Raw genomic sequence first — 14,661 nt, forward strand, 5'->3', positions numbered from 1 at the left:
CCGGCCAAGCTGTTACACTTACATATAAGCAACCTGCCTACTCTTTTGTCCGAAACTGCTTGTTATACAGATCGCTGTACACTCCGCCCGCAGCCAGCAGTGTATCATGACGGCCTGACTCTGCGATTGTGCCGTCCTGCACGACCAGGATCAGATCGGCGGCCATGATGGTGGAGAGGCGGTGGGCGATTACAATACTGGTCTTCCCGTGCATCAGCTGCTGCATGGCTTGCTGGATATAATACTCAGATACCGTGTCCAGGGAAGAGGTAGCCTCGTCCATAATGATTACCGGCGGGTTCTTGAGCAGGACGCGGGCTATCGAGAGGCGCTGCTTCTCGCCGCCGGACAGCTTGATGCCCCGGTTGCCGACCACCGTGCTGTAGCCTTCAGGCAGCTGCATGATGAACTCATGAATGTAGGCGGCCTCACATGCGGCGATCATCTTGGCCTCGGTGGCCTCGGCTTGGGCATAGAGCAGATTCTCGCGGATCGTTCCGTTGAACAGGTATGTATCCTGGGTAACCAGGCCAATCTGCGAGCGGAGGGAATGAAGAGTGAACTCACGGATATCCCTGCCGCCGATACGGATGACCCCTGCATCCGGTTCATATAGCCTTAGGATGAGATTGGTTATGGTTGTTTTGCCAGATCCGCTTGGCCCGACCAGCGCGGTCAGAGATCCGGCAGCGGCGGTGAAGGAGATGCCCTTAAGTGCCGGCTTGTCCGGCTGATAGGCGAAGCTCACCTGCTCGAAGCGGATATCTTCCCCGGCCGCATGCCCGGGCAGCGCGAGCGGTGAATCCACAATAAGCGGCTCCATATCGAAATATTCAAAGATCCGCTCAAACAGCGCCGCTGAACGCTTCACCTCCACATACAGGTTGGTCATCTGCAAAACCGGACTATAGAGCCGGCCCAGCAGGGCTACAAAGGTAATAATGGCGCCGATCGTCAGTTCGCCCTGAATATACAAATACCCTCCGTAGAGATAGATCAGCAACGGCCCGATACTGGTAAAGGTGGTGAGGACCATCATGAACCAGCGGCCGGCCATGGATTCGCGGATTTGCAGCCGTGTGGTCTGGGCATTCACCGCCTGGAAGCTTTCCAGCTCGCGGGGTTCCCGTGTGAACAGCTTCATGAGGATATAGCCGCTAAGGCTAAGAGTCTCCTCGATGATCCGGTTCTGTTCGGAGAGCTTCTCCTGCGTCTCCTTGGCGATCTTCCAGCGCACATTCCCCATCTTGCGGGTAGGTACGATGAACAGGGGAACAATGAGCACGCCGAGCAGCGCCAGCTTCCAGTTCATCAGGAACAGGGTGACCGCTGTAGACACCAGTATGAACAGGTTGCTGGCAAAATTGACCACGGTGCTGCTGAACACACCCTGAATTCCGGCAATATCGCTGGTCATCCGGGTGATAATCTCCCCTTGCCGGACACTTGCGAAGAACTGAAGCGGCATGCCCTGCAGGTGGCGGTACATCTGATTCTTCATGTCATGGACAATATTCTGGGAGATAAAAGAGTTCAAGTAATTCTGCAGCACGCCGAGCAGGCCAGATACAACTGTTGTAACTAACGAAGCGGCTATGAGCAGAACTAGCAGGTGGAGGTCTTTGCCGGGTAGCGCCTTGTCAATAATCTGCTGAATCAGGATCGGGGGAAGCAGCCCCAGCACTGCCGATACCACCAGCACAAGCATCACCAGCAGGGTCTGCCCCCAATAGGGCAGGAAATACCTGACGATGCGGAGCAGCAGCGCTTTGGACAGGCTCAGCTTGACGTCAGTATCGTCGAATTTCAGAGGGCCGTGACCCGGCCCCCGGCCGGACATGGGCCTGTTACCGCTAGACATTCATTCATCACCAGCTAACATTGGAATAGTAAGACATTTATTGCTTCAAGTGTCATGGGCATTATACGCCTGGAAGGAGAGAGGATGCAATGAGAATTGAGACTCTGGCTATTGAGCATAAGGGCTTGCGTTATACGGTAAGACCTGCTGTGGCGGAGGATGCCGGAGCCTTGTCCGCTCTGAGACTGCAGGTGGACGGGGAGACGGAGTATCTGGACCGGGTGCCGGGCGAGGGATTCATGGACCCGGAGGCATGGGCATCTCTGATCGCAGCGGATACGGAGCATCGCAGGAATCTGTGTCTGGTCGCTGACGTTCAGGGCAGGCTGGCCGGCTTCGCCCGATGTGAAGGCAGCGAGTGGCAGCGGCTGGCGCACCGGGCCGAATTCGGAGTGGGAGTGCTCCGGGAGTTCTGGGGCTACGGCATCGGCAGAAGCCTGCTCCAGGAAGTAATCCGGTGGGCGGACAACGAAGGCTTAGAGAAGCTGAGTCTGCAGGTGCTGGAGACGAACGATAAGGCGATCCGGCTGTATCACAGCCTCGGCTTTGAGGTCGAAGGCGTCCTGCGCAGAGACAAACGGCTGGCGGACGGGCAATTCTATAATACCGTTGTGATGGGCAGATTGCGGCCGCAGGTATAACCAACAAGCACCCGCAGTGCGGACTTCCGGCAGATGCGGGTGCTTAGGAATACGGAGACTAAGGTGTAATCGAAAAACCGATCACAATTGCACGGGGAGCGGCGTGTGGAGCAGATGTAATCGAAAAACCGATCACAATTGGACGGGGAGCGGCGCGTGGGCCCAATTTAATCGAAAAACCGATCACAATTGGACCAGGCGTGGCGCGCAGGGCGAATATAGTCGAAAAACCGATCACATTGGGCCAGCGTGGGGTGTGTGAACGGAAAGTAATCGAAAAACCGCACACATCCGGCCCGCGTAAGGGTCCACAGGCTGGATGTGTGCGGAAAACTGAACACGCCGCCAGAAAGCAGACGGCTGAAGAGCGATGGGGGGGCCGCATAGAGAGGGAGCGAGTCCCCCCAACCATTCACCGTTCAACAGATTTACCTCTATCGTCCCGCAAATTCGCTCTCCAGAAGCTGGGCGAAGCTCCGGGTCGTCTTGCGGATCTGCTGCGCTCCGGCAATGGCCGAGATCACAGAGATCCCGTCCGCTCCGGCGCGGATGACCGGGGGAGCATTGTCCACGGTGATTCCGCCGATCCCTACTACAGGAATAGACAGTCCGCAGCGCCGCAGCTCCTCAATGACTGACGTTCCCCGGACGGCCTGGGCATCGTCTTTGGAGTTAGTAGGGTACACTGGGCCGACCCCCAGATAATCCGCGCCGTCTGCGATTGCCTGCTCCGCTTCCGCCAGGCTGTGGGCAGACACCCCGATGATCTTGTGATTCCCCAGCCGCTCCCGGATCAGCCGGGCGGGCAAATCGTCCTGGCCGACATGAATGCCGTCCGCATCCAGCGCGGCAGCCAGCTCCAGATCATCATTGACGATAAAGGGAATCTGATGGGCATGGCAGATCTGCCGGAGCTGCTTCCCCAGTGTGAGCCGGGCGGTGCCGGTAAGGGCGGCAGGACCCTTTTCACGGAATTGGAACAGGGTAATCCCGCCCTCTGCCGCTGCTGTCAAGGTGTCTGCCGGAGAGAGCCGGCAGTTGACGCTGCCCATGATGAAGTAGAGCTTCAGCAGTCTGCGTATTTCTTCGCTGTTGATCCGGCTCACCGCTGATCCCCCCTTGACCGCACACGCTTTCCGTATGCAAAATGATTGGTCGGCCCCTGGCCTGCCCCGATGCTCAGACTGTCCTCAATGGCCGCTTGAATGAAATCCTTGGCTAACTGGACAGCATCCGGCATGGAGCGCCCGCCCGCCAGCGCTGCCGTGAGCGCCGCCGAGAAGGTGCAGCCGGTACCGTGGGTATGCCGGGTCTCGATCCGCGGACTGGACAGATACTTGAATTCCTGCCCGTCGTAGAGCAGATCCACTGCTTCATCTCCCTCCGGGCCATGCCCGCCTTTCAGGATGACATATTCCGGTCCCATCGCATGAAGGACTCTGGCCGCTTGCTCTCTGTCCCCGTGGCTCCGAATCTTCATGCCGGTCAGCATCTCGGCCTCCGGAAGATTGGGCGTGATGGCAAGAGACAGCGGCAGCAGGCTGGTAATCAGCGCCTCCACCGCTTCCTGCAGCAGCAGCTGAGAGCCGCCCTTGGCAACCATGACCGGATCGATTAAGAGCTGCTGCTGCCAGCCGAATTGCTTCACCTTGGCGGCGACCACGCGGATAATCCCGCTGCTGAATAACATCCCGGTCTTAATGGCATCCGGCGGCAAGTCGCTGCCGACCGCTTCAAGCTGTGCCGCCACCGCTTCAGGGTCCAGCGGATAGACTCCGTGAACGCCAAGCGTATTCTGTGCAGTAATTGCGGTCAGCGCGGACATGCCATACACGCCCAGCTCCTGAAACGTCTTCAGATCCGCCTGAATCCCTGCACCTCCGCCGCTGTCAGACCCGGCGATGGTCAATGCTTTGCTTATACTGATGCTCATCTTGTGTACATTCTCCTTTGGCAAGTAAGGTTCTATTGTCCAAGCAGGACCAGCCGGGAACGGCTGCTATAGAGCTCCGGCGTTACCAGGGACAGCTGGTTCAGGAATTCAATCTGGAAGCTGCCCGGACCCTGTCCCTCCGCCGCTTCAGCTGCAAGCTCGGCAGCTACACCATAGAACGAGAGGGCTTCGGCTGCAGCCTCCAGCGCGTTACCGCTGCTTACAGCCAGGAATGCACCCACCACCGCACTGAGCAGGCAGCCGGTGCCTGTAACCTTGGTGAGGATGGGATGGCCGTTGCTGGCAATATAAGTGCGCGTGCCATCTGTAATCACATCCTCTTGGCCGGTAATGATCACAACGCAGTTCAGCTTTTGCGCAGCCTTGACTGCTAAGGCTACAGCATCGCCCTCGCCTGCCCCGGCATCGACGCCTTTGCTGGCCCAGCTCTCCCCGGCGACGTTGGCCACCTCGGCGACATTGCCGCGCAGTGCGGTGAGCTGTAGCCCGCCCAGCAGCTTCGCGGTTACCTCCGTGCGGTAAGCGGTAGCGCCTGCACCGACGGGATCAAGCACCAGCGGGACGCCCTGCCGGTTCGCCGCCTGCCCGGCTTTGAGCATGGACGCGATAGCAGCATCATTCAGCGTGCCGATATTCAGCACAACGGCTCCGGCCATTGCAGCCACATCCGCGACCTCTTCAGGCGCATCGGCCATGAAGGGGGAGGCCCCCAGGGCAAGCAGCCCGTTCGCAGTGAAGTTCGCGACTACGATATTCGTAATATTATGGACCAGCGGGTTGGTCTGGCGTACCTTGGTTAGAAATGACATCATGATTCCTCCTGTTAAGGGTTATTAGGTTTATTCTGCCAGATTGACAAAAGCATCCTTACTGCCGCCATCCCCAGCCAGCAGGCCGCTCTCCTTCAGCCACTTGCCGACCTTCTCCCAGGACTCCTCCTCCTGGTGGCCGAAAGGCTGTGTGCCTGCATCCATTAGCGGGAGCAAAATCTCCAGGCTGCGCTGCTCAATCGCTTCATCCAGCGGGGCGGTGTCTTCCTGATGGGCAAGCAGCAGCTTCAGGGCCGCGTCCGGGTTCGCGGCGACGAATTGCTGGCCTTTGCGGATGGCCTTCACGAACCGGCTGTACTCGTCCCGGGATTTCTCTAACCCTTGCTCACTGGCGACCAGCACCAGCTCATAATAATCTGGAACTCCATAGTCCACGGGGTTGAAGGAGCGGACCGGGTGGCCTTCCTTCTCCAGGATCAGCTGCTCATGGTTGATGAAGCCGCCCATAATTCCGTCCACGCGGCCGGTGGAGAGCGCAGGAACCAGATCGAAGCCGACATCGGCCAGCTTCACTGTTGCCGGATCTCCGCCGTCACTCTTCACCATCGTATTGAGCATGGCTTCATACAGGGGAACAGAGGAATATCCGGCCTGCTTGCCCGACAGCTCGGCAGGGCGGGTGATTCCGCTGTCCTCTGCAACCATGAGATGGTTCAGCGGGTGCCGGACCAGGGCGGCGATGGATTGAACCGGAATCTGCTCATCTCTGGCCAGCAGCACCTGCGGCTGATAGCTGAGCGCCAGATCCACTTTGCCGGCTGCAACAAGCTTCAATGCGTCATTCGTGTCAGCAGGCATCTGAATGTCCACGTCCAGCCCTTCTTCGGCAAAATAACCCTCAGCCTGTGCCGCATACAGGAAGGAATGGACGGCGTTCGGATACCAGTCGAGCATAATGGACAGCTTGTGTGCTGCTCCGCCGGTCCCGGCTTCGGGGGCGGCAGAGGCTTCTGCCTGAGAGCCGGAAGCCTCCGGCTGATCCGGATTGCCGCAGCCCCCCAGAAGCATAAGCGCAAAGAGCATTAATGCATAGATCAGACAATGGAATGGCCTCGATAAGCTGCTTTTAAGATAGCGGTTGTAACGGAATGGGGTCATAAATAACGTCCTCTTTTCTTCAGAATAATCTTCTCCAGCCCGGCGACACACAGGAACAGCGCAATGCCCATAACAGATAGCAGCACCACCGCCGCGAACATCTCGGCGCTATGCAGATTCCCCGCCATCCGGCGGCTGAAATAGCCGAGTCCCCGGCTGCCGCCCAGCCATTCCCCGAGCGTTGCACCGATCACACAATACACCACCGACAGCTTCAGTCCGGAGAACAAGGAGGGCAGGGCCAGAGGCACGGCCACCTTGCGGAGGATCTGCCAGCGGTTCGCGCCTAATGTCAGCAGCAGGTGGCTGTAAGCATCCGTATTCTTGGACAACCCGTCATAAGCGCCGATAACCACCGGGAAAAAGGCAGTCAAAAATACAATTGCCACCTTGCTCCACAAGGTATAGCCGAACCACATGATGAACAGCGGGGAGAGGGCGATCAGCGGCACGGTCTGGCTCATAATCAGCAGCGGATACAGCGCTGTGGCCAGCGGACGGAACAGGTGCATAAGCGTTCCCAGCAGACATCCGCAGATTACGGATAGTGCGAAGCCTGTGAGCACCTCCAGCAGCGTGGCAGGAAGATGCAGGCCGAACAGCAGGCGGCGGTCTTCGATTAATGCCACCCAGATGGCGGACGGAGCAGGCAGAATAAACGGGGGAACCAGGCCCAGGCGCGCCACCGTCTCCCAGAGCGCAAGCGTCAAGCAAGTAAGCAGGGCAGAGGGACCGTAACTCCTGAGCAGTCTTCTAGCTGCGGTGTTCATACAGCATCAGCTCCAGATCCCGCCGCAGCGCGGCGAATTGCGGTTCATAGCTCAGGCTGTGATGGCGCGGGCGGGGAAGCCCGGGGGAGTATTCCCGGATTCCGTCCCCGCTCCGCCCGGTCATCAGATAGATCCGGTCGCTGAGCAGCAGCGCTTCCTCCAGATCATGGGTGATGAACAGCACGGTTTTGTCCAGCTCAGACCAGAGCTCCAGCAGCCAGAGCTGAAGAGAGCGCCTGGTTATGGCATCGAGGGCTCCGAACGGCTCATCGAGCAGCATCAGCTCATTCCCGGCAGCGACCGTACGCAGGACTGCCACCCGCTGGCGCATCCCGCCGGACAGTTCATGCGGATATGCGGCTTCTGCCTCCGCCAGCCCGAAGCGTTGCAGCAGGGCGCGGATCTCAGCCGTAGCTGCTGCTTTGGAGCAGTGGCGCTTCAGCTCCCAGGGCAGCAGGCAATTGTCCAGCACCGTTCTCCAGGGCAGCAGCAGATCCTGCTGCGGCATATATGCGACTTGGCCCAGTCTCGCGGCCGCAGAGGCTGTAACTTCCCCGTTCATCGTAACGGTGCCGCTGCTTGGCTCCAGCAGGCCGGCGATGATGCGGAATAAGGTGCTTTTGCCGCAGCCGCTGGCCCCGACAATTGAGATGAACTCCCCGCGGCGCACCTGCATGGAGAGCCCGGAGAACACCGGAGGGCCGGATGGGGGAGCGCTGAAGGTATAAGCGAGATTGGAAATATTAATCATAAGACCGGATGCAGCCCTCCTCGGCATGGGATAACAGCCATACGAACAACAAAAAAGCCCCGTTCATTCCCGGAGGACATGAATGGGGCTGAAGGTACAGTCAGCTGCGGCGGCAGAACGCACGGCACTACTACACTCTTCTGCTCCACTTCCCTCCGCTGGCATGACCCAGATCAGGTTCCAAGGGTCCGAAGCGCAAGCTTCGTCTCAGTCGTCCGACTCCCCTAGTGAAAAAACAGGTGCTATTGAATTCGTAATTGGTACTTAATATACCATAAAATTCCCGGTTGTAAAGAGCCTTCGGTCAGCGCGCGGTGAGGCCGGTAACAAATAAAGTGACGATTCCCCGGGAGATATCCAGCTTGGAGGACTGATGCCGCTTCTGCTCATACAGGTACAGGTCCGGACTGAGTACAGCGATCAGCGCCGGACTGGCGAACGCCGGATCAATGTCGATAATTTCCCCGTTTGCCGCAGCCCGCTGGAGCAGAACACTCATAATTCCTCCCAGCCGCTGGAAAAAAGGATGCTCAAACTGCGTCAGCTGTTTCTTCCCGGTGAACTCGGATTTGATCATATTCAGCAGCTCGGCATATTGCTCAATGAAATCAGCCACCTGCTCTATGCTGTGCTGCAATTGTGCAAGCGCAGGCTCTTCAGCTGGAGCGGCAGCCACCTGCTGCTCCAGACCGGACAGGAACTGATCTGCGCTCCCCTTCAGCAGGGCCGAGCAGATCTCTCCCTTATCCGTAAAGCGGCGGTAGAGTGACCCTTGTCCAATCCCCGCGCGTTTGGCAATGCTGTACATGCTGACGGCTTCCAGGCCGCTCTCGTTGAACAGCTGGCGGGCGGCTTCGAGTATCCGCTCGACATAGGGATCGGCAGGCCCCCGTGTGTTGTCATCAGCTGGCGGCATGGCTTCTGGTTTCTTCATGACGTCCCCTTTCAGAAAATGAATGATCAATTTACTGAAAAACAAATAAAAGAATTGACAGAACGGACAATTGTCCGTAGACTATAAAATGCAACAACGGACAGTTGTCCGTTCACCCATTATATAGATAAACCTGCCCGCCGGTCAATGCAGCCCGCGGACAGCGCAGGAGGAGAAGAGATATGGATCAGACCTTGAAGCAGGACGCGGATTTCCGCCTGTCCGGCATTCTGGTGCCGCTGCTGGCGATCATTGCCGGCGTATTTATGGTTGTTCTGGACAGCACGGCAATGAATGTGGCCCTGTCCAGGCTGGTGGTGGATTTCAAGACGGATTTGCATACGCTGCAATGGGTGGTGACCGGCTATATGCTGGCCCAGGCTTCAGTCATTCCGCTCTCAGGCTGGCTGTCTGACCGGTTCGGAGCCAAGACGGTCTTCCTGACAGCGGTTATTGTTTTTACTATAGGTTCTATTCTGTGCGCGACCCCGAGCAGTGCAGAGTGGCTGATCGCCTTCCGTGTCCTTCAGGGGCTGGGCGGGGGCTGTGTTCTCCCGGTCGGGATGGCCTACGTCTACAGGCTGGCACCGAAGAGCAAGGTCGGCGTGGTCATGGGAATTATGGGGATTCCGGTGCTGTTCGCCCCGGCAATTGGCCCGGTGCTGTCCGGCTGGCTGGTGGAATATCATTCCTGGCGCTGGATCTTCCTGATCAATATTCCAATTGGCATTATCTGTGTGCTGATCGGGCTGCGCAAGCTGCCGGGTGCGGCGAAGAGCGCTGTCCCGGGCATGGATAAGTTCGGGATCATTCTTGGGCCGCTGGCATTTGCTTCACTCACCTACGGGGTCAGCCAGGGGGCGCAGAGCTGGACCTCAGGCAAGACGCTGACCGGCCTGCTGCTTGGAGCCGTTGCCCTGATCGCCTTCGTGATCGCCGAGCTGCGCTCCAGAACACCGCTGCTGGAGCTGCGGATTCTGAAGTCCGTTGACTTCACAACCGGCATTATCGTCCAGTGGATTGCCCAGTTCGGCCTGTATGGCGCATTGTTCCTGCTGCCGCAATTCCTGCAGCAGGCCCGCGGCTTCGGTGCCTTCGATACCGGACTGACGCTGCTGCCGCAAGCCATTGCCTCCGGCCTTATGATGCCGATCGCCGGTATTCTGTTCGACCGGATCGGGGTGCGCTGGCTTGTCGTCTGCGGACTCAGCCTGGTCTCCGGCGCATTATTCCAGTATTCCCACGTCGATCTGAACACGCAGAGCCGCGATCTGATCCTGCCGCTGATTATGTGCGGTGCCGGTATGGGAATGATGATGATGCCGATGAATACGCATCTGCTGAACAAAGCGCCGAGCCACCTGGTGAACCGGGTCACTTCGCTGACCAATTCGATGCAGCAGGTTATTACATCACTTGCCGTATCTACACTGGTTACGATTCTTACGGCAAGAACAACGGCCCGTGCGACTGAGATGAAGGAAGCGGCAGCCGCAGCCGGCCAAAGTGCCGCCGGAGCCTCCCAGGGAGCCTTGCAGCTGGCGAAGCAGACCGTTCTGTCCCAAGGCTTCGCCGATACCTTCCATATTATGATGTTCGTAGCTATGGGGGGCGCCGTGCTTGGACTTCTGCTCCGCCGGGGCCGCAAATCCGCAGGCGAACACCAGAAAGAGCGGGCGGTGGCTGAGATCCCGCACGGATAATTGTCATAGCCCAGAAAGCATAGAGCAGCGTTTCTCCTGTTAAGGGAGGGGCGTTGTTTTTGTGTTGTACCGTGATGCCAACAAGCATTTCGGGGTAAGCTAAACTAGAAAATGGAATATGTTATAAATCCGATTAATATAATCGGAAAAAGTCATTGGCGCAGGAGCCAGGCCGGTGTAACTATCCGTTTTGCCGGTCACACGGTACCTATACAGAAGCTGTGAGAGGGGATAAATCGAATGAAAAAATTAAGCCTGACGATTGTGCTGCTCCTGACCATGATTATGGTTGCAGCCTGCGGCAACAACAATACTAAAAATTCAGCAACTGGAGGGAATGGCGGGTCTGAATCTGCGGGACAGACTAGCGCGGCACCAGGTGCGGAGAACAGCCTGGAGGCCGTCAAGGCCAGCGGGAAGCTGCGGATCGGAACGGAAGGCACCTATGCGCCGTTCACTTATCATGATGCGGACGGCAAGCTGACAGGCTTCGATGTCGAGATTGCTGAAGAGGTGGCCAAGCGTATGGGTGTGAAGCCGGAGTTCATTGAAACCCAGTGGGACGGGATTTTTGCCGGAATGGATGCCAAGCGCTTCGATGCAATCTTCAATGAAGTCTCCATTACGGACGAGCGCAAGGTGAAATATGATTTCTCCGATCCGTACATTGTATCCAAGGCGGTGCTGATTGTGCCGGAGGATAACCAGGACATTAAGTCCTTTGCAGACCTGAAGGGCAAGAAGGCCGGACAGTCGCTCACCAGCAATCTCGGCAAAATCGCTACCGACAACGGTGCCGAGATCGTATCCATTGAAGGCTTCAACCAGGCGATCGACCTGCTGCTCTCGGGGCGGATTGATGCCACAGTCAATGACGGCTTGTCTTATCTCGACCTGAAGAAGCAGAGGCCGGATGTCAAAATCAAGCAGGTTGATGAGATTGCCGAAGGCTCGCATAGTGCAGCAGTATTCCTGAAGGGCAACGACGAGCTGGTGCAGGCAGTGAATGCAGCGCTGGCTGACATGAAGAGCGACGGAACCTATCTGAAGATTTCCGAGAAATATTTTGGCGCAGATGTATCGAAATAAAATAACGAACTGGACCGGGGTGGAGCCGCAGGCTTCCGCCCTGCAGGACCAAGAAGGGTATCGGAATGATGGATGACCGTCAATTGCAAATTTTCCTGGATTCGCTGCTGCCTCTGTTCAAAGCCGGGGTAGCTTTTACCCTGCCGCTTGCACTGGTATCCTTCATCCTGGGCCTGGTGCTGGCGGTAATCACCGCGCTTGCGCGATTGTCCTCCTGGAGAATCCCGAGGCTGATCGCCCGCTTCTATGTCTGGGTGATTCGGGGGACGCCGCTGCTGGTGCAGCTGTTTATTATTTTCTACGGATTGCCTGCCGCCGGGATTGTGCTGGAGCCGTTCGTGGCAGCGGTGATCGGGTTCACGCTCAGTGTCGGGGCCTATTCCTCGGAGATCATCCGGGCAGCCATTCTGTCCATCCCCAAAGGCCAGTGGGAGGCCGCGTTCTCTGTCGGCATGAGCCGCAGACAAGCACTCCGCCGGGTCATTCTGCCCCAGGCTGTCCGGGTGTCGGTGCCGCCGCTATCGAACTCATTCATCAGTCTGGTGAAGGACACCTCACTTGCAGCAAGCATCACCTATGTAGAGATATTCAGAAAGGCCCAGCAGATCACCGCGACCACCTACGAGCCGCTGCTGCTCTATTGTGAAGCGGCGCTGTTCTATCTGCTGTTCTGCTCCGTTCTGTCGGCGCTGCAGAATGCGCTGGAGAAGCGGCTGGACCGGTATACGGCGGGTTAAGGAGGCATACGGATGATAGAAATACGCGATTTACATAAGTCCTTCGGTCCGCTGGAGGTGCTGAAGGGCGTCGATCTCACCGTGGAACACGGTCAGGTTATGGTGATTATCGGACCTTCAGGCTCCGGCAAAACCACCCTGCTGCGCTGCTTCAATCTGCTGGAGATCCCGGATCAGGGCAGACTGACGCTGAATACCGTGAAGCTGGAGTTCACCCCCGGCGGTAAAATTCCCCAGCGCACCTTGCTGTCCCTGCGCCAGCAGACCGGAATGGTCTTCCAGTCCTACAATCTGTTCCCGCATATGACTGCGCTCGGCAATGTGATGGAGGGACAGGTTACGGTACAGAAGCGGTCCAAGGAGGAAGCGAAGGCGAAAGCCTTAATTCTGCTGGACAAAGTAGGTCTGGCGGACAAGGCCGATGCTTATCCGCACCAGTTGTCCGGGGGCCAGCAGCAGCGCGTGGCCATCGCCCGGGCGATGGCGGTGGAGCCGGAGGTGCTGCTGTTCGATGAGCCGACCTCGGCGCTCGATCCCGAGCTGGTCGGCGAGGTGCTGAAGGTCATCAGACAGCTGGCCCGGGAAGGGATGACGATGGTCATTGTCACTCATGAGATGAAGTTCGCAGCCGATGTCGCTGACCGGATCATCCTGATGGATCAGGGAGTCATTCTGGAGCAGGGTACGCCGCAGCAGGTGCTGGAGCAGACGAAGAATCCGCGGGCCTTGCAGTTCCTGAACAGGCTGAGCGGGGAAGAGTAACACGGAAGTAGAAGACACAGGAAAAGGCAGAACGGAGAGAATCCGGTCTGCCTTTGGCTGTTTATGGGGTGGATATTATTGCGGTGTTCCTCCATCGCTGACGGACTTCAGATAGTCCAGGGCATTGAACAGCATAACGGCAGCTTCCGCGCGGGTGATCTGGCTCTTCGGATTGAACTTGCCGCTTGCGTCAAGCGTGTTGATTTTGTACTTCAGCGACCGCTGGATGCTGCCCTGATAAGAAGGATTAAGCGCATCGGCATCGGCAATATCCGCCGGAACAAGGTTAATCATCGGCAGGTTGCCGGCCTTCTCCACGGCTTGAACCAGCAGGCTGGTGAAGAGTTCCTTGGTAATCGGCTTGGCCGGATCAATATCCGTAGGGATGTCGACACCGTTGTAATGAGCATTAATGAACGCTTCCGCATACCAGGCAGTGTCCTTGATTTTGGGGAAAATAGCGCTGGCCTTAGGCGCCTTGTTGAAATCAATAGCCGCCAGGCTAAGCTGGAGACCGCCGGAGATGAACTGCATGCCTTGGGCGGTGGTTACGGTTCCTCCGGGGAGAAACCGGGTATCCGAGATGCCCTTGATCAGACCCCGCTGCTTCAGAGTGTTGATCTTGTCCTTGCCGGTCACATTCCCGATATCCTTGAAGCTGCTGTCTGCCGCGAAGCTCTGCGCGCCTAGTGTAAGCGAGAGAAGGGTGGCCGCGGTCAGCGCTGCAATGGCCTTCTTGTTGATCATCATCCTGCAATCACCTCTGGTTAAGTTGGCCGCTCCGGCCTGTATTTACCCCTATACGAACCAGGCCGGCAAAAGGTTGCAGTCTGAGGCGGTCCAGCAGCTACATCATCTCCTGAAACAGAAGATTGCGGTACGGGTATTTACTGAACCGGGTGCGGAACAGCAGGGCCAGCCCGTTCTCTTCAATACTTACAGATTTAAGTGCACTTGTCTTCACCAGGCTGCGCACCATCGTTCTTACCGCACGGATATCGTTTCGCCGGATTGCGGCCGCCAGGCTCTCCGCGAAATTGCGGTTACGCGCCAGCTCCCGGTACAGCGGAATAACAGCGCGCGCGATACAGCGGTGAGCATCTGTATTGAAGGTGTAACGGGCCATTCCCGGTGGAATCGTGGTCCCGTTGGTGTAGAATGCGATAGGCAGCGGAAACGGAAAAGAGATGAAATAACCGATGCCGTTCGTGCCGTAATTATCTACGCCTTCCAGAGACGGGATACGGGAGAGCAAGCTGCGCATCAGGTCGAGGTCCGCCGAGACAATAGCGGTTGTCCATTCCCGGGCATAGCTGCGGCTTGCGGCAATTCTCCGGTAGAACGGCAGCATGGCTGCGGCAACCTGGCGCAGCACGCGCCCTGTAACCAGCGGCTTCCACGGTTTAGAGTTAACTTTCACCATCCGGATCATCCTCACTTTGGAGATTTGTTTCTATAAGATATGGGAAAAGAGTCCGGTGGTGTATAATAGGAGCAGGACTTTTCATTAGGCGGCAAGTTTGATATGCTT

At 57.5% G+C, this 14,661-nt stretch carries 15 protein-coding genes and 1 riboswitch; of the genes, 5 read left to right on the forward strand and 10 right to left on the reverse strand.

Features of this window, described 5'->3' with window-relative positions:
• Positions 1–37 precede the first annotated feature (37 nt).
• Positions 38–1,861 (reverse strand): ABC transporter ATP-binding protein, encoded by a 1,824-nt coding sequence (locus MHI24_RS29830; RefSeq protein WP_340023172.1) that lies wholly within the window; start codon positions 1,859–1,861, stop codon positions 38–40.
• 89 nt (positions 1,862–1,950) lie between these two features.
• On the opposite strand from MHI24_RS29830, the gene MHI24_RS29835 reads away from it, so the two are divergent.
• On the forward strand, positions 1,951–2,502 hold the full coding sequence (locus MHI24_RS29835) for a GNAT family N-acetyltransferase (protein WP_340023173.1): 552 nt from the start codon (positions 1,951–1,953) through the stop codon (positions 2,500–2,502).
• Between the two features lie 434 nt (positions 2,503–2,936).
• Here MHI24_RS29835 and thiE read toward each other — a convergent pair whose 3' ends face one another.
• The 7 genes from thiE to MHI24_RS29870 form a co-directional block, all read right to left on the reverse strand.
• Complete coding sequence (thiE, locus tag MHI24_RS29840) at positions 2,937–3,608, reverse strand: thiamine phosphate synthase (protein WP_340023174.1); 672 nt, start codon at positions 3,606–3,608, stop codon at positions 2,937–2,939.
• Positions 3,605–4,435, reverse strand: a complete 831-nt coding sequence (gene thiD / locus MHI24_RS29845) for a bifunctional hydroxymethylpyrimidine kinase/phosphomethylpyrimidine kinase (protein WP_340023175.1) — start codon at positions 4,433–4,435, stop codon at positions 3,605–3,607. Before thiD ends, thiE begins: the two co-directional genes overlap by 4 nt.
• Positions 4,436–4,467: 32 nt before the next feature.
• Entirely contained in the window at positions 4,468–5,265 is a 798-nt protein-coding gene (gene thiM / locus MHI24_RS29850; protein WP_340026839.1) for a hydroxyethylthiazole kinase, read from the reverse strand.
• 30 nt (positions 5,266–5,295) lie between these two features.
• On the reverse strand, positions 5,296–6,384 hold the full coding sequence (locus MHI24_RS29855) for an ABC transporter substrate-binding protein (protein ID WP_340023176.1): 1,089 nt from the start codon (positions 6,382–6,384) through the stop codon (positions 5,296–5,298).
• Entirely contained in the window at positions 6,381–7,154 is a 774-nt protein-coding gene (locus MHI24_RS29860; RefSeq protein ID WP_340023177.1) for an ABC transporter permease, read from the reverse strand. Before MHI24_RS29860 ends, MHI24_RS29855 begins: the two co-directional genes overlap by 4 nt.
• Positions 7,138–7,905 carry an ABC transporter ATP-binding protein gene (locus MHI24_RS29865; protein WP_340023178.1) on the reverse strand — a complete coding sequence of 256 codons (768 nt, stop codon included), beginning with the start codon at positions 7,903–7,905 and terminating at the stop codon, positions 7,138–7,140. The genes MHI24_RS29860 and MHI24_RS29865 overlap by 17 nt, the downstream gene beginning before the upstream one ends.
• 133 nt (positions 7,906–8,038) lie before the next feature.
• Positions 8,039–8,141: riboswitch (TPP riboswitch) on the reverse strand.
• Between the two features lie 68 nt (positions 8,142–8,209).
• Positions 8,210–8,839, reverse strand: coding sequence for a TetR/AcrR family transcriptional regulator (locus MHI24_RS29870; RefSeq protein ID WP_340023179.1), 630 nt, complete (start codon positions 8,837–8,839; stop codon positions 8,210–8,212).
• 182 nt (positions 8,840–9,021) lie between these two features.
• On the opposite strand from MHI24_RS29870, the gene MHI24_RS29875 reads away from it, so the two are divergent.
• The 4 genes from MHI24_RS29875 (at position 9,022) to MHI24_RS29890 (ending at position 13,130) form a co-directional block, all read left to right on the forward strand.
• A complete protein-coding gene (locus MHI24_RS29875) occupies positions 9,022–10,542 on the forward strand; it encodes a DHA2 family efflux MFS transporter permease subunit (protein WP_340023180.1) in 1,521 nt (506 codons plus the stop codon).
• A 240-nt stretch (positions 10,543–10,782) separates the two neighbouring features.
• Complete coding sequence (locus MHI24_RS29880; RefSeq protein WP_340023181.1) at positions 10,783–11,631, forward strand: amino acid ABC transporter substrate-binding protein; 849 nt, start codon at positions 10,783–10,785, stop codon at positions 11,629–11,631.
• A 68-nt stretch (positions 11,632–11,699) separates the two neighbouring features.
• On the forward strand, positions 11,700–12,368 hold the full coding sequence (locus MHI24_RS29885) for an amino acid ABC transporter permease (protein ID WP_340026840.1): 669 nt from the start codon (positions 11,700–11,702) through the stop codon (positions 12,366–12,368).
• Positions 12,369–12,380: 12 nt separating this feature from the next.
• Entirely contained in the window at positions 12,381–13,130 is a 750-nt protein-coding gene (locus tag MHI24_RS29890) for an amino acid ABC transporter ATP-binding protein (protein ID WP_340023182.1), read from the forward strand.
• A 75-nt stretch (positions 13,131–13,205) separates the two neighbouring features.
• Here the strand turns inward: MHI24_RS29890 and MHI24_RS29895 are convergent, their stop codons facing one another.
• Together MHI24_RS29895 and MHI24_RS29900 are read right to left on the reverse strand one after the other, a co-directional pair.
• Positions 13,206–13,880, reverse strand: a complete 675-nt coding sequence (locus MHI24_RS29895; protein WP_340023183.1) for an S-layer homology domain-containing protein — start codon at positions 13,878–13,880, stop codon at positions 13,206–13,208.
• 97 nt (positions 13,881–13,977) lie between these two features.
• Complete coding sequence (locus tag MHI24_RS29900) at positions 13,978–14,553, reverse strand: hypothetical protein (protein WP_340023184.1); 576 nt, start codon at positions 14,551–14,553, stop codon at positions 13,978–13,980.
• Between the last annotated feature and the right edge of the window lie 108 nt (positions 14,554–14,661).

This window comes from Paenibacillus sp. FSL K6-1096 (assembly GCF_037977055.1).
Classification (GTDB): Bacteria; Bacillota; Bacilli; order Paenibacillales; family Paenibacillaceae; genus Paenibacillus_AQ.

Bases quoted from the DNA above. Each gene is read 5' to 3' on its own strand.
- MHI24_RS29885 (WP_340026840.1), top strand. From the start codon at position 11,700: ATGGATGACCGTCAATTGCAAATTTTCCTGGATTCGCTGCTGCCTCTG.
- thiD (WP_340023175.1), bottom strand. From the start codon at position 4,435: ATGAGCATCAGTATAAGCAAAGCATTGACCATCGCCGGGTCTGACAGC.
- MHI24_RS29895 (WP_340023183.1), bottom strand. From the start codon at position 13,880: ATGATGATCAACAAGAAGGCCATTGCAGCGCTGACCGCGGCCACCCTT.
- MHI24_RS29890 (WP_340023182.1), top strand. From the start codon at position 12,381: ATGATAGAAATACGCGATTTACATAAGTCCTTCGGTCCGCTGGAGGTG.
- MHI24_RS29835 (WP_340023173.1), top strand. From the start codon at position 1,951: ATGAGAATTGAGACTCTGGCTATTGAGCATAAGGGCTTGCGTTATACG.
- thiM (WP_340026839.1), bottom strand. From the start codon at position 5,265: ATGTCATTTCTAACCAAGGTACGCCAGACCAACCCGCTGGTCCATAAT.
- MHI24_RS29875 (WP_340023180.1), top strand. From the start codon at position 9,022: ATGGATCAGACCTTGAAGCAGGACGCGGATTTCCGCCTGTCCGGCATT.
- MHI24_RS29900 (WP_340023184.1), bottom strand. From the start codon at position 14,553: ATGGTGAAAGTTAACTCTAAACCGTGGAAGCCGCTGGTTACAGGGCGC.
- MHI24_RS29830 (WP_340023172.1), bottom strand. From the start codon at position 1,861: ATGTCTAGCGGTAACAGGCCCATGTCCGGCCGGGGGCCGGGTCACGGC.
- MHI24_RS29855 (WP_340023176.1), bottom strand. From the start codon at position 6,384: ATGACCCCATTCCGTTACAACCGCTATCTTAAAAGCAGCTTATCGAGG.
- MHI24_RS29860 (WP_340023177.1), bottom strand. From the start codon at position 7,154: ATGAACACCGCAGCTAGAAGACTGCTCAGGAGTTACGGTCCCTCTGCC.
- MHI24_RS29880 (WP_340023181.1), top strand. From the start codon at position 10,783: ATGAAAAAATTAAGCCTGACGATTGTGCTGCTCCTGACCATGATTATG.
- MHI24_RS29865 (WP_340023178.1), bottom strand. From the start codon at position 7,905: ATGATTAATATTTCCAATCTCGCTTATACCTTCAGCGCTCCCCCATCC.
- MHI24_RS29870 (WP_340023179.1), bottom strand. From the start codon at position 8,839: ATGAAGAAACCAGAAGCCATGCCGCCAGCTGATGACAACACACGGGGG.